The sequence below is a fragment of the Streptomyces venezuelae ATCC 10712 genome, from assembly GCF_008639165.1.
Classification (GTDB): Bacteria; Actinomycetota; Actinomycetes; order Streptomycetales; family Streptomycetaceae; genus Streptomyces; species Streptomyces venezuelae.
The window spans coordinates 3,150,032-3,163,330 of sequence record NZ_CP029197.1; the positions used below are offsets into that span (position 1 = coordinate 3,150,032).

The window sequence follows — 13,299 nt, forward strand, 5'->3', positions numbered from 1 at the left end:
TCCCGCTACGTTCCCACAGGGCGTTGATTTTAGGGCGCGGGGCTCTCGTCCTTGCAGGTAGAGCGCTTATTGCCGTTGGTGCCCGGAACCGGACTCGAACCGGTACGGCCCGAAGGCCAGCGAGGTTTAAGCTCGCCGTGTCTGCATTCCACCATCCGGGCGTCGCCGCGAAGCTCCGCGTTGGCACATGAGCCTATCGGGGCGCTTCCCCCGTTCAGCGGAACATGAGCCCGATGTTGTCTTATTTTATTGACGTCTGAGGGTGCGTCAGTGCAGGTGAGGGCCTTTTCACCGAACTGTGACGGGGGTCGCAGGCGCAAAGCCGTACCCCCTGGAATGACGAAAAGTCATCGCACTTCTGTCACGTCGGCGCGAAGACGTCTCTCAGGGGCGCCGTCATACCTCAGGAGGAGGGCACGGCCCCCCGGTCCGACTCGAGACTGCCCCGGGAACGGGCACGTGGGCGGACGACCCGGGCGAGAACGCTCGACACGATGGAGGGGTTCCCACAGAAGCCCCGCAGTGACAGGAGTCCCTCGTGACCACCACCCCCACCGTGTCCCGCGCCACCGCGGTGGCCGCCCGCGCCACGGATCTCTCGAAGGTCTACGGACACGGCGAGACCCAGGTGGTCGCCCTCGACCAGGTCACCGTGGACTTCCGCCAGGGCGAGTTCACCGCGATCATGGGCCCCTCCGGCTCCGGCAAGTCGACGCTGATGCACTGCGTCGCCGGCCTCGACTCCTTCTCCTCCGGCTCGGTCCGGATCGGCGAGACGGAGCTCTCCACCCTCAAGGACAAGCAGCTCACCCAGCTGCGCCGGGACAAGATCGGCTTCATCTTCCAGGCCTTCAACCTGCTGCCGACGCTGACCGCCCTGGAGAACATCACGCTGCCGATGGACATCGCGGGCCGCAAGCCCGACAAGCAGTGGGTCCAGCAGGTCATCGACATGCTCGGCCTCTCCGCCCGGCTCAGCCACCGCCCCACCGAGCTCTCCGGCGGCCAGCAGCAGCGCGTGGCCGTGGCCCGCGCCCTGGCCTCCCGCCCCGAGATCATCTTCGGTGACGAGCCCACCGGAAACCTGGACTCCCGCTCGGGCGCCGAGGTCCTCGGCTTCCTGCGCAACTCGGTCCGCGAGCTCGGCCAGACCGTCGTCATGGTCACCCACGACCCGGTCGCCGCCTCCTACGCGGACCGCGTGATCTTCCTCGCCGACGGCCGCATCGTCGACGAGATGCTGCACCCGACGGCGGACGGCGTGCTCGACCGCATGAAGGCCTTCGACGCCAAGGGCCGTACGAGCTGACGCAACGGCGTCACCCCCGTACCCGAACCCTTCCTCCAGGACTCCAGGACCCACCCATGTTCCGTACCGCCCTGCGCAACGTCCTCGCGCACAAGGCGAGACTGCTGATGACCGTCCTCGCCGTGATGCTCGGCGTGGCCTTCGTCTCCGGCACCCTCGTCTTCACCGACACCCTCTCCAGCGCCTTCCGCAACCAGTCCGCGAAGAGCTACGACGACGTCGCCGTCTCCATCGAGATGTACCCCAACCCGGAGGAGGCCCGGAAGACCCCCGGCCTCTCCGGACAGGTCGTCGACAAGGTCGCCAAGCTCGACGGCGTCGCCTCCGTCACCCCCCGGGTCGACGGCTTCGCCGGCGTCCCCGACAAGAACGGCAAGCTGATCGGCGCCGGCTGGTCCAACAAGGGCACCAACTTCGCGCCCGGCAAGGACGGCAAGGACCGCGCGTACACCTTCACCTCCGGGAACGGCCCGGCCTCGGCCGGCCAGATCGCCCTCGACAAGGACACCGCCGACAAGGGCGGCTACAAGGTCGGCGACACCGTCCGCGTCGCCACCAACGGCCCGGTGAAGGAGTACGAGCTCTCCGGCGTCTTCACGACCGAGGACGGCGCCGTCAACGCCGGCGGCAGCCTCGTCGTCTTCGACGCCCCCGTCGCCCAGAAGCTCTACCTGAAGCCCGGCTACTTCCAGAACCTCACCGTCACCGCCACCCCCGGCACGGACGCCGACAAGCTCCTCGACGAGGTCCTCAAGGTCGTCCCGAAGGCCGCCACCGGACAGACCGGCAAGGCCCTCGCCGAGCAGCAGGCCAAGGACATCGAGGCCGGCCTCGGCGCCCTCAACCAGGTCCTGCTCGGCTTCGCCGGCATCGCCCTCTTCGTCGGCATCTTCCTGATCTCCAACACCTTCACCATGCTGGTCGCGCAGCGCACCAAGGAACTCGCGCTGATGCGCGCCGTCGGCGCCTCCCGCAAGCAGATCACCCGCTCCGTCCTCGCCGAGGCCGGTCTGGTCGGTCTGCTCGCCTCGGCCGTCGGCTACGTCCTCGGCATCGGTCTCGCCGTCGCGCTCCGCTCCGGCATGAACGCCTTCGACCTGAAGATCCCCGACGGCGACCTCGTCCTCGGCGCCACCCCGGCCGTCTCCGCCTTCGCGGTCGGCGTCCTGATCACCATGCTCGCCGCCTGGCTGCCCGGCCGCCGCGCCGCGAAGATCCCGCCGGTCGCCGCCATGAGCAGCGTCCACGCCACCGCCAGCACCAAGTCGCTCGTCGTCCGGAACTCCATCGGCGCGGCGCTCACCGCCCTCGGTGCCGTGCTCATCGTCCTCGGCGCCGGCCAGGGCGGCGACGACGGCCGCATGCTGATCGCGGGCGGCGCGTTCCTCACCCTCATCGGCGTGATCGTGCTGATCCCCTTCCTGTCCCGGCCCGTGATCGCCGTGATCCGCCCGTTCTTCGTGAGCGTCTTCGGGGTCTCCGGCAAGCTCGCCGGCCTGAACGCGGTCCGCAACCCGCGCCGCACCGGCGCCACCGCCTCCGCGCTCGCCATCGGCCTGACCCTGGTCACCGGCCTCTCGGTGCTCGGCGCCACGGTCGGCGCGGCCCTGGACAAGATGACGACCGACCAGATCAAGGCCGACTACATGGTCTCCATGGCCAGCGGCAGCAGCCTCAGCCCGGAGGCGCTGACGGCCCTGGAGAAGGCCCCCGGCGTCACCGCGGTCTCCCCGCAGCAGAACGGCGCCTTCGAGCTCAAGGGCTCCTACGTCTCGGCCTCCGGCGTCACCCCGGGCGACATCGAGAAGGTCCTCAAGCTCGACGTCGTGAACGGCTCGATGGCCTCCCTCGGCAAGGGCCAGATCGCCGTCGACGACAAGACCGCCGCCACGCGCGGCCTGAAGGTCGGCGACACCGTCCCGGTCGAGTGGCTCGACAAGCAGAAGGGCAAGCTCACCGTCGGCGCGGTCTACAAGGGCAGCGAGTTCGTCTCGCCGGTCCTGATCGACACCAAGCTGGTCAGCGCGCACGACGACCAGGCGGGCATCCGGGAGATCTTCGTCTCGACGGAGGGCGGCCCGAGCGCCGACCACGAGAAGGCCCTGTCGAAGGCCATGGGGGACAACCCGGCGATCACGGTGATGGACCAGAAGGACATCCGTGACCTGTTCGGCGGCCAGATCAACATGCTCCTGAACATCGTCTACGGCCTGCTCGCCATGGCCCTGGTGATCGCCGTCCTCGGCGTCGTCAACACCCTCGCGATGTCCGTCTTCGAGCGCCAGCAGGAGATCGGGATGCTGCGGGCGATCGGTCTCGACCGGCGCCGGGTGAAGCGGATGGTCCGTCTGGAGGCCGTGGTCATCTCGGTGTTCGGCGCGGTCGTCGGCATCGGCCTCGGCTCGTTCCTCGGCTGGGCGATCGGCGAGACGTTCAAGAGCAGCCTGCCGGGCTACTCGCTGGTCCTGCCCTGGGACCGGATCGGGATCTTCCTGGTCCTGGCGGGCCTGGTCGGCGTCCTCGCCTCCCTGTGGCCGGCCCGCAGCGCGGCCAAGCTGAACATGCTCTCCGCCATCAAGGCCGAGTAGCCCGACCCGTACGGAGAAGAGGGCCGGCCCCCGCCCGCGGGGGCCGGCCCTCTTTCGTTCACTCCTGCCAGACGCGCGGCCGCAGCGCCGTGCCGCTCTTCCCCGACACCGGGGTCTTCACGGCGAGGAACTGGTTCACGCCGATCCGGTTGCGCTCGAACGAGACGGCCGACGCCGCCATGTAGAGCCGCCAGATCCTGGCCCGGCCCGGCGAGGTGAGCCGGACCGCCCGGGGCCAGTCCCGCTCCAGGTTGGCCACCCAGCGGCGCAGGGTCAGCGCGTAGTGCTCGCGGATCGCCTCGACGTCCCGCACCTCGAAACCGGCGTCCTCCAGGGTGCTCAGGGTGCGGCCCATCGGGGCGAGTTCGCCGTCGGGGAAGACGTACGCGTCGATGAAGGGGTCCACCTCGTACGCCTCCTCGTCGGGCTCCGGGCGCCGCGAGATCTGGTGGTTGAGCAGCCGCCCGCCGGGCCTGAGGAGCCCGTACAGGATGTCGGCGTACTCCCGGTACCGGACGGCGCCCACGTGCTCGGCCATGCCGATCGAGGAGATCGCGTCGTACGGGCCGTCCGTGACGTCCCGGTAGTCCTGGACGCGGATCTCGATCCGGTCCGTCAGGCCCTCCTCGGCGATCCGCTTGCGGGCGTACGCGGCCTGCTCGCGGGAGAGCGTGATGCCGACGACCCGCGCCCCGTACGCCCGGGCCGCGTGGAGGGCCATGGAGCCCCAGCCGCAGCCCACGTCGAGGAGCCGGTCGCCCTCCTTGAGGTTCAGCTTGCGGGCGATCAGGTCCAGCTTGTCGTGCTGGGCCTCCTCCAGGGTCGCCTCGGGGCCGTCGGAGGGCCAGTACGCGCAGGAGTAGACCATCGACGGGCCGAGGACCAGCTCGTAGAAGTCGTTGCCCACGTCGTAGTGGTGACTGATCGCCTGCTTGTCGCGGCGCCGGGTGTGCCGGCCGCCGCTGCGGCCGCGCATCTCCTCGGCCGGCGGCTTCGGCGGCGGGAACGGCCCGGCGAGCCGCAGCAGGGCCCGGGCCGCCGCCCGGAGCCTGGGGTCGCGCGCGGACGCGAGCAGGCCCCTGGAGTCCTCCTCCCGCTCCCACAGCACGCCCGAGAGCTGGTCCAGGAGCTCGTACAGGTCTCCCTCGACGTCGATCTCCCCGGCCACCCAGGCGCGGGCCAGGCCCAGTTCGCCGGGCTTCCAGATCAGCCTCCGCAGGGCGCGGCGGTCGCGGACGACCAGGACCGGGCCACCGGTGGGCCCGGCCTCACTGCCGTCCCAGGCTCGCAGTCGGACCGGGAGCGGCCCTCCGAGGAGCTCCTCGGCGAGAGTCGTCAGCCGCGACGCGGCGTCGGCCATGGTGCACACCTCCGTGATCTCGTGCCCCAGAAATGCTCGTCACCAAGGGAACACCGTCCGTAGGCGTTTCCAGTCCCGCCGCAGCGCAATCAGTCGGCAAAACACGCGAAGGGCCGTCCGCACCACGGATGGCGGACGGCCCTTTTACGGCCTTGCGTGTACTGCTGGTCCTGCGGGTACTGCTGGTGTTGCCGGTACTGCGGGTACTGCTTAGGAGGCCTTGGCCTTCTCCTGCGCCGGGGCGGCCGGCGCCGGGGCGGGCTTGGCCGCCTCGTAGAACTCCTCGCGCGGCGTCTCGATGGCGCCCAGGGAGACGACCTCACGCTTGAGGAACATCGCGAGGGTCCAGTCGGCGAAGACGCGGATCTTGCGGTTCCAGGTCGGCATCGCCATGCCGTGGTAGCCACGGTGCATGTACCAGGCGAGACGGCCCTTGAGCTTGATCTTCACCTTGCCCATGACGATCATCGCGACGCCCTTGTGCAGGCCGAGGCCCGCGACCGCGCCCTTGTTGGCGTGGCTGTACTCCTTCTGCGGGAAGCCCCGCATGCCGGCCACCACGTTGTCGCCGAGGACCTTGGCCTGGCGCAGCGCGTGCTGGGCGTTCGGCGGGCACCAGGCGTTCGGGTTGCCGGCCTTGCGGCCGACCATGTCCGGGACCTGGGCGTTGTCGCCCGCGGCCCAGGCGTAGTCGAGGCCGTTGATCTGGAGCTTCTCGTTGCAGTCCACGTGGCCGCGGGGGCCGAGCGGCAGACCGAAGCGGGAGAGCGCCGGGTTCGGCTTCACGCCGGCGGTCCACACGATCGTGTTGGAGTCGACCTCGAGGCCGTTCTTCAGCACGACGTGGCCGTCGACGCAGGAGTCCATGGAGGTCTCGAGGTAGATCTCGATCCCGCGGCTCTCCAGGTGCTCCTTGCCGTACTGGCCGAGCTTGGGGCCGACCTCGGGAAGGATCTTGTCGGCCGCGTCGACCAGAACGAAGCGCATGTCCTCGCGCGACACGTTCTGGTAGTACTTCGCGGCGTCGCGGGCCAGGTCCTCGACCTCGCCGATGGTCTCCGCGCCGGCGAAGCCGCCGCCCACGAAGACGAAGGTCAGCGCCTTGCGGCGGACCTCCTCGTCGGTGGTCGAGTCAGCCTTGTCGAGCTGCTCGAGGACGTGGTTGCGCAGGCCGATGGCCTCCTCGATGCCCTTCATGCCGATGCCCTGCTCGGCGAGGCCGGGGATCGGGAAGGTACGGGAGACGGCGCCCATCGCGATGACGAGGTAGTCGAAAGGCAGCTCGTACGCCTCGCCGACGAGCGGCGCGATCGTGGCGACCTTGCGGTCCTGGTCGATGGTGGTGACCCGGCCGGTGAGCACCTCGGCTCCGCGCACGACGCGTCGCAGCGGGACGACGACGTGGCGCGGCGAGATGCTGCCGGCGGCGGCTTCGGGGAGGAAGGGCTGGTAGGTCATGTACGACCGCGGGTCGACGACCGTGACGGTCGCCTCCGCGTAGCGCATCTTCTTGAGGATGCGCCGAGCTGCGTACAGGCCTACGTACCCGCCGCCTACTACGAGGATCCTGGGACGCTCCGTGGTGCTCATGAGATCGAGTATCCACCCCTCCTGAGGGGGGTGCTCGTGCGCCCCTTCACAAGGTCTCCGGACACCTCTGCTACACTCCGCCGCCCACGTGATCCATGTCATGGTGCTGCAAAGGAACCCGGGTGCGGGGGCGAACGTTGTTCACCCCTTGTGAACTGGCCTGGAGAGCCCCCGTTAACGCTGAACCGCAGGGGCCGTTCACGCGATGGAAACAACGAGCGAATCACCCCCCGCACCTACGAAAGGGCCCTGAGCCGCCCCCCGAAGGGCCCAAAGACCCCCCTCGGACGCCATCAGGGCCCTTTTCCTTGTGAAGAACTTCACGAACTTTCCCGACGGGATGTCGCCGGGAGGCTCGATAGGTGCCCGCTATGCAACGGATAGGGCGATCCCATCGAGGATGTCGTGCTCGCTGACGACGACCTCGTGGGCTCCGACCCGTTCGACGATCTCCCTCAGGACCAGCGCGCCGGCGATGATCACGTCGACCCGGCCGGGGTGGATGACGGGGATCGCGGCCCGTTCGGCGTGGGTGGAGGCGAGCAGGCGGTCGGTGACCTCGGCGACCTGGGCGGCGGAGATCCGGGCGTGGTGGATCTTCTCGGAGTCGTACGCGGGGAGCCCGAGGGCGATCGCGGCGACGGTGGTGACGGAGCCGGCGAGACCGACGAGCGTCTCGGCCGAGTCGATCGGCACGGCCTCGGCCGCGAGGTCGAGGGCGGCCCGGACGTCGGCGCGGATCGCGTCGGCCTCCTCGGCGGTCGGCGGGTCGTGCCGGATGTGCCGCTCGGTGAGCCGGACGCAGCCGATGTCGACCGAGCGGGCGGCCTCGACGTGCCGGTTGCCGACCACGAACTCGGTGGAGCCGCCGCCGATGTCCACGACGAGGCGCCGGTCGTCGCCGTGCAGTTCGCCGGTGGCGCCGGTGAAGGAGAACTCGGCCTCCTGGTCGCCGGTGATCACCTCGGGCTCGACGCCAAGGATCTCCACGACCCCGTTCACGAAGTCCGCGCGGTTCTCGGCGTCCCGGGAGGCCGAGGTGGCGACGAAGCGGAGCTTCTCGGCGCCCAGCTCCTTGATGACCTCGGCGTACGCGCGGCAGGCCGCGAAGGTGCGCTCCAGCGCCTCGGGGGCGAGCCGGCCCGTCTTGTCGACGCCCTGCCCGAGCCGGACGATCGTCATCCGCCGGTCCAGCTCGATCAGGTCACCCGTGTCGGGGTGGACGTCGGCGACGAGGAGGCGGATGGAGTTCGTACCGCAGTCGATTCCGGCGACCCGGGTCATTCCGAGGCCTTCCCTTCGTCGGTGCACGGGTTCACGCAGGGGCCCTTGGCCCACCACTCCGGGAGCATCGCGAGGGCCTCGTCGCCGAACGGGTTCACGCCCGGCCCGGCGGCCAGCGAGTGGCCGACGAGGACGTGCAGGCACTTCACCCGGTCCGGCATTCCGCCGGCGCTCGGGAAGCCCTCCAGGACCTCGATGGCGTCACGGCGGGCGATGTAGTCCTCGTGCGCGGCCCGGTAGGCGGCGGCGAGTTCCGGGTCGGTGGCGAGCCGGGCCTGCATCTCCTTCATGACCCCGTTGGCCTCCAGGGTGCCGATGGCCGAGGCCGCCCGGGGGCAGGTCAGGTAGTACGTGGTCGGGAACGGCGTGCCGTCGGGGAGCCGGGGCGCGGTCTCGACGACGTCCGGGTTGCCGCAGGGGCAGCGGTGCGCGATGGCGCGCAGGCCGCGGGGCGGCCGGCCGAGCTGGAGCTCGAAGGCGGCGATGTCCTGCGCGGTGGGCTCGGTGCGTTCGGTCTGCGGAGGGGGCGTTTCCATGTTTCTCTCGGTTGCCTTGCTCGTCTGGTGCGGAGGAGGGGTCAGGGGCGGTCGGCGTGGTCGACGCCGTCCCAGAGGTTGTCGTACCAGGGGCGGTCCGCCGCGCCCTGGTCGCCGCGGGGCCGTTGCTCCGCGTCGGGGTCGTTCACGGTGAAGCCGGTCTCGCCGGGCAGCACGTAGTGGAGGTGCTCGCGGGCGAGCCGGCGCACGTAGGCCGGGTCCTGGAGGCGGGCCTTCTCGTCCCTGAGCTCCTCGACCCGCCGGGCGGCCTCGGCGGCCCTGCGCTCCTGCTCGGCGATCTCGCCCTGTTGGGAGACGTAGCTCCGCATCGGGTAGGCGAGCGCCACGACGAGGGAGCAGACGACCAGGGCCAGGAAGGCGGCGCGGCCGGTGAGCCGGGAGCGGCGGGCCTGGCGGCGGGTCTGGGAGCGGTAGACACGGGCGGCGGTCTGCTCGCCGAGCAGTCTGATCCGGGTCGCGGTGGAGAACCGGTCCCGGTCCTTCGCGGCCATGTCGTGTCGCCTCCCCTGTTCACGCGGACGTCCCCGCACACGGTACGGGACCGAGTACGGGGACGTACGGAAGCTGCCCTGCGAGGGGTTCAGCCGTCGATCAGCCGGTGGGCCGATCAGCCCTTGAAGCGCGGGAAGGCGCTGCGGCCGGCGTAGACGGCGGCGTCGTCGAGGATCTCCTCGATGCGCAGCAGCTGGTTGTACTTGGCGACGCGGTCCGAGCGGGCCGGGGCGCCGGTCTTGATCTGGCCGCAGTTCACGGCGACCGCGAGGTCGGCGATGGTGACGTCCTCGGTCTCGCCGGAGCGGTGGGACATCATGCACTTGAAGCCGTTGCGCTGGGCGAGCTCGACGGCGTCGAGGGTCTCGGTCAGCGAACCGATCTGGTTGACCTTGACCAGGAGGGCGTTCGCGGTGCCCTCCTCGATGCCGCGGGCCAGGCGCTCGGGGTTGGTGACGAAGAGGTCGTCGCCGACGATCTGGACCTTGGTGCCCAGCTTGTCGGTGAGGACCTTCCAGCCGGCCCAGTCGTCCTCGTACAGCGGGTCCTCGATGGAGACCATCGGGTACGCGGAGACGAGCTCCTCGTAGTACTCGGTCATCTCGGCGGCCGAGCGGGACTTGCCCTCGAACTCGTACTTGCCGTCCTTGTAGAACTCGGACGCGGCCACGTCGAGCGCGAGCGCGACGTCGGAGCCGGGGGTGTAGCCGGCCTCCTTGATGGCCTCGACGATGAGGTCGAGCGCGGCGCGGTTCGACTCGAGGTTCGGCGCGAAGCCGCCCTCGTCGCCGAGGCCGGTGGAGAGGCCCTTGCGCTTCAGGACGGCCTTGAGGGTGTGGTAGATCTCGGCGCCCCAGCGGAGGGCCTCGGAGAAGGACTCCGCGCCGATCGGGGCGATCATGAACTCCTGGATGTCCACGTTGGAGTCGGCGTGCGACCCACCGTTGAGGATGTTCATCATCGGAACGGGCAGCAGGTGCGCGTTCGGGCCGCCGAGGTAGCGGAAGAGCGGGAGGTCCGAGGCCTCGGAGGCGGCGTGCGCGACGGCGAGGGAGACGCCGAGGATGGCGTTGGCGCCGAGCGAGCCCTTGTTCTCGGTGGCGTCCAGGTCGAACATCGCCTGGTCGATCAGGCGCTGCTCGGTGGCGTCGTAGCCGACGAGCTCCGGGCCGATCTGCTCGATGACGGCGAGGACGGCCTTCTCGACACCCTTGCCCAGGTAGCGGTTCGGGTCACCGTCGCGGAGCTCGATGGCCTCGAACGCACCGGTGGAGGCGCCGGACGGAACGGCAGCACGGCCGGTGCTGCCGTCGTCGAGGCCGACCTCGACCTCGACCGTGGGGTTGCCTCGGGAGTCCAGGATTTCCCGGGCTACGACGACGTCGATGGACGGCACGAGCATCTCCTTTTTGGGATGTGACGCTGGATGTGACGCAAGGTCGGTGCAGGGTCGCTTGGCCTTGCGACAAGAGCCTAACCGGCTCGGGGGCTCCGGCCAGCCGGGCGCCCGCCCGCTGGGACGAAAAAGGACCCAAGGGCATGCATCTGGGGACGAAGGGCCCCAGATCTACCGGCCGGTAACCGCGGTCTCGTCCCGGAACGGAGGACCGCCGGAGTCCTTCCGGAACGGGGACCGTCGGAGTCCTCCCGAAATGGGGACCGCCGGAGTCCCTCCGGAACGGGGGAACCCCGGTCCGGCGCGCACGGGGGGAGGCGCGCCGGACCGGGGTGGTCACCGCGGGAGGGTCGGAGGGGCCCCGTGAGCCGCCGGACTCACGCGGGCCGCCGGGCTCACTTCAGGTGGAGCTGCTGGCCCGGGTAGATCAGGTCGGCGTTCTCGACGACGTCCTTGTTCAGCTCGAAGAGCTTCGCCCAGCCGCCCTTGACGCCGTGCGCCTGGGCGATCTTGCTGAGGGTGTCGCCGGCCACGACCTTGTACTCGCCGTCACCCTTCTTGACCGTCTTGCCGGTCGGGGTGGTGACGGTCTTCTTCGTGGCGGCCTTCGGCGCGACCTGCTGCTGCACGGCCTTCTTCGGAGCCTTGCGCTGCTCGCTGCGGGTGGTCGGCTGCTCGGCCTTCCGCTCCTGCTGCTGGGGGGCGCTCTGTCGCGGGGCGCTCTCGGCGGCGCCGCCGTCGTAGGAGGCGCCGGAGAGACCCACGCCACAGCTCGGCCAGGCACCCTTGCCCTGGCCCGCGAGGACCTTCTCGGCGATGGCGATCTGCTGGGACTTCGACGCCTGGTTGGCGGTCGAGGCGTAGGCGGTGCCGCCGTACGCGGCCCAGGTGGAAGCGGAGAACTGCAGGCCGCCGTAGTAACCGTTGCCCGTGTTGATGGACCAGTTGCCACCGGACTCGCACTGGGCGACGCGGTCCCACTCGGAGGCCGTGGCGGCCGAGGCGGTGCCCGCGGTCATCAGCGGGGCGGCCACGGCGACACCGGTGACGCCGACGAGCGTGACGACCTGGGTGGCCTTGGAGGGACGGCGGTGTTTGCCCTTACCGGAAAACAGCATGGAGATTCTCCTCACCGACGCCTGTGAGGTGAGCTGTCGGGTTCGGGCCGGAAAGTTGCCCGGCCGCGTGTCCTAGCACGCGGCTTCACCCCAAGCCGCTCGCCGGCCGTCTGTCTCAACGGCCGGGACCGGCACTTACCTTGGGTCCCCCACTCCTGCCTTCGGCGCTTGCGCGACGACTGTTCCCATCGGCCGACGGCAGGATTCGGCGTTTCGGTCGACGGGGCCCGCGGTGGCGAGCGGTGACGACCGTAGACACAGACCCACCGGAAGTTCAAAGAGGCGGATTGCGGAAATAACGCCCCTACTTGCCTTCCGGTGGAGGCCGTTTACGCAGGTGAGAGGTGACGGGAGCAAAGTTTGCGGGTGGGACACGCCAGTTGGGACGAAGAGACCCATGTCTCACTTGCCCAGAACCGGACATACGCCCCCGAACTACTCCGCCTTCGTCAGCGAACCGTTCGTCAGGTCGAGGCTCTGACCAGGGAGGATGAGGTCCGGATCGACGCCCACGATCTGCCGGTTGGCGTCGTAGAGGGCGGTCCAGCCTCCGGGGAGTTCGTTCTCCTGTGCAATGTCGGACAGGCTGTCGCCCGGCTGCACGGTGTACGCGTCCGAGTTGCCCTGACTGTCCGTTGCGCCCGACTTCTTCGCGGCGTCAGCTGACGGGGTGTTCAGCGGCTTTTCGGTGAGGTTGTTCGCAGACGAAGCATGTCTACCCGATTCGGATGAACTGTCCGGCTTGCCGCTTTCCTCCGGCGCGGCCTCGCCGCGGTGCTTGCCCGTTCCGGCGCCCGGAGTGGCCGACGACACGTCACCCGAGGGCGCGCCGGGGGTGGTGGGGGTGCCGGGCGTCACGGGCGTGCCCGGCGTGCCGGAGCCCTCGGGCGTGGCGGGGGCCGTCGGCGAGACGGGGCTCACCGGGGTGGTCGGCGTGACCGGCGCGGTCGGCGAGACGGTTCCGGTGGGCGCGGTCGGCGAGCCGGGCGGGGCGGTCCGCTGCGCGCCCTGCGTCTTCCCGGCGCCCGGGGCGGTCGTGGCTTCCCCGGCCTGCTTCGTGGCGTCCGCGGCCGTCCCGGAGGCGCCGGGCAGCCCCGTGGTCCAGTTCGACTCGGGCACGGGCCCGGTGGGGGCCTTCGGGAGGTTGGCGGGGCCGGGGTCCACGCCAGGCGCGGTTCCGTCGTTCGTCAGGCCGGCGATCGGCGCACAGGTGGCCCAGTCGTTGGAGCCCTTGGCAAGGGCCTTCTCGGCCACCGCGATCTGCTGGGCGCGGCTGGCCAGGTCGGGGCTGGGCGCGTAGGCGAGGCCGCCGTGCCGCTCCCAGCTGTCCTGGGTGAACTGGAGCCCGCCGTACATGCCGTTGCCGAAGTTGGCGCTCCACTGGCCGCCGGACTCGCACTCGGCGACCCGGTCCCAGGTGGCGGCGTCGGCGGCGGAGGCGGATCCCGTGGCGAGCAGCGGCAGTGCCATGGCGGACCCGGTCACGCCCGCGGCGACGACGAGGGCGGGGGCCTGACGGGGGCGACGGTGTCGTCCGTTACCGGAACGCATAGGAGCGCCTTTCGCGTGACGGCTGTGATGCCTGTGAGGCGAGCCGAGTTATGG

10 protein-coding genes, 1 tRNA gene and 1 riboswitch are annotated in these 13,299 nt (G+C 70.3%); of the genes, 2 read left to right on the plus strand and 9 right to left on the minus strand.

All coding sequences use genetic code 11. The features are described from left to right. Positions 1-76: 76 nt before the first annotated feature. Positions 77-161, minus strand: a tRNA-Leu gene (locus DEJ43_RS14390). A gap of 377 nt (positions 162-538) precedes the next feature. On the opposite strand from DEJ43_RS14390, the gene DEJ43_RS14395 reads away from it, so the two are divergent. Then, positions 539-1,309: an ABC transporter ATP-binding protein gene (locus tag DEJ43_RS14395; RefSeq protein WP_015034094.1), complete on the plus strand. Its 771-nt coding sequence runs from the start codon at positions 539-541 to the stop codon at positions 1,307-1,309. A 56-nt stretch (positions 1,310-1,365) separates the two neighbouring features. After that, positions 1,366-3,897: an ABC transporter permease gene (locus DEJ43_RS14400; protein ID WP_015034095.1), complete on the plus strand. Its 2,532-nt coding sequence runs from the start codon at positions 1,366-1,368 to the stop codon at positions 3,895-3,897. 58 nt (positions 3,898-3,955) lie between these two features. Here the strand turns inward: DEJ43_RS14400 and DEJ43_RS14405 are convergent, their stop codons facing one another. The 8 genes from DEJ43_RS14405 to DEJ43_RS14440 form a co-directional block, all read right to left on the minus strand. Continuing rightward, positions 3,956-5,257, minus strand: coding sequence for an SAM-dependent methyltransferase (locus tag DEJ43_RS14405; RefSeq protein WP_015034096.1), 1,302 nt, complete (start codon positions 5,255-5,257; stop codon positions 3,956-3,958). Positions 5,258-5,467: 210 nt separating this feature from the next. After that, on the minus strand, positions 5,468-6,847 hold the full coding sequence (locus DEJ43_RS14410; RefSeq protein ID WP_015034097.1) for an NAD(P)/FAD-dependent oxidoreductase: 1,380 nt from the start codon (positions 6,845-6,847) through the stop codon (positions 5,468-5,470). 369 nt (positions 6,848-7,216) lie between these two features. Further along, a complete protein-coding gene (locus tag DEJ43_RS14415; protein ID WP_015034098.1) occupies positions 7,217-8,131 on the minus strand; it encodes a Ppx/GppA phosphatase family protein in 915 nt (304 codons plus the stop codon). Beyond that, entirely contained in the window at positions 8,128-8,667 is a 540-nt protein-coding gene (locus DEJ43_RS14420) for a DUF501 domain-containing protein (RefSeq protein ID WP_015034099.1), read from the minus strand. The genes DEJ43_RS14415 and DEJ43_RS14420 overlap by 4 nt, the downstream gene beginning before the upstream one ends. 41 nt (positions 8,668-8,708) lie before the next feature. Then, positions 8,709-9,179 carry an FtsB family cell division protein gene (locus DEJ43_RS14425; protein WP_015034100.1) on the minus strand — a complete coding sequence of 157 codons (471 nt, stop codon included), beginning with the start codon at positions 9,177-9,179 and terminating at the stop codon, positions 8,709-8,711. Between the two features lie 116 nt (positions 9,180-9,295). After that, the gene (eno, locus tag DEJ43_RS14430; RefSeq protein WP_015034101.1) at positions 9,296-10,582 is read right to left on the minus strand and encodes a phosphopyruvate hydratase; all 1,287 of its coding nucleotides are present in this window, start codon (positions 10,580-10,582) and stop codon (positions 9,296-9,298) included. A 389-nt stretch (positions 10,583-10,971) separates the two neighbouring features. Next, positions 10,972-11,694: a LysM peptidoglycan-binding domain-containing protein gene (locus DEJ43_RS14435; RefSeq protein ID WP_015034102.1), complete on the minus strand. Its 723-nt coding sequence runs from the start codon at positions 11,692-11,694 to the stop codon at positions 10,972-10,974. Between the two features lie 3 nt (positions 11,695-11,697). Further along, a riboswitch (cyclic di-AMP (ydaO/yuaA leader) is annotated at positions 11,698-11,871 on the minus strand. A 258-nt stretch (positions 11,872-12,129) separates the two neighbouring features. Further along, positions 12,130-13,245 (minus strand): LysM peptidoglycan-binding domain-containing protein, encoded by a 1,116-nt coding sequence (locus tag DEJ43_RS14440; protein WP_015034103.1) that lies wholly within the window; start codon positions 13,243-13,245, stop codon positions 12,130-12,132. Between the last annotated feature and the right edge of the window lie 54 nt (positions 13,246-13,299).

Bases quoted from the DNA above. Each gene is read 5' to 3' on its own strand.
- DEJ43_RS14425 (WP_015034100.1), bottom strand. From the start codon at position 9,179: ATGGCCGCGAAGGACCGGGACCGGTTCTCCACCGCGACCCGGATCAGA.
- DEJ43_RS14420 (WP_015034099.1), bottom strand. From the start codon at position 8,667: ATGGAAACGCCCCCTCCGCAGACCGAACGCACCGAGCCCACCGCGCAG.
- DEJ43_RS14400 (WP_015034095.1), top strand. From the start codon at position 1,366: ATGTTCCGTACCGCCCTGCGCAACGTCCTCGCGCACAAGGCGAGACTG.
- DEJ43_RS14415 (WP_015034098.1), bottom strand. From the start codon at position 8,131: ATGACCCGGGTCGCCGGAATCGACTGCGGTACGAACTCCATCCGCCTC.
- eno (WP_015034101.1), bottom strand. From the start codon at position 10,582: ATGCTCGTGCCGTCCATCGACGTCGTCGTAGCCCGGGAAATCCTGGAC.
- DEJ43_RS14435 (WP_015034102.1), bottom strand. From the start codon at position 11,694: ATGCTGTTTTCCGGTAAGGGCAAACACCGCCGTCCCTCCAAGGCCACC.
- DEJ43_RS14440 (WP_015034103.1), bottom strand. From the start codon at position 13,245: ATGCGTTCCGGTAACGGACGACACCGTCGCCCCCGTCAGGCCCCCGCC.
- DEJ43_RS14405 (WP_015034096.1), bottom strand. From the start codon at position 5,257: ATGGCCGACGCCGCGTCGCGGCTGACGACTCTCGCCGAGGAGCTCCTC.
- DEJ43_RS14410 (WP_015034097.1), bottom strand. From the start codon at position 6,847: ATGAGCACCACGGAGCGTCCCAGGATCCTCGTAGTAGGCGGCGGGTAC.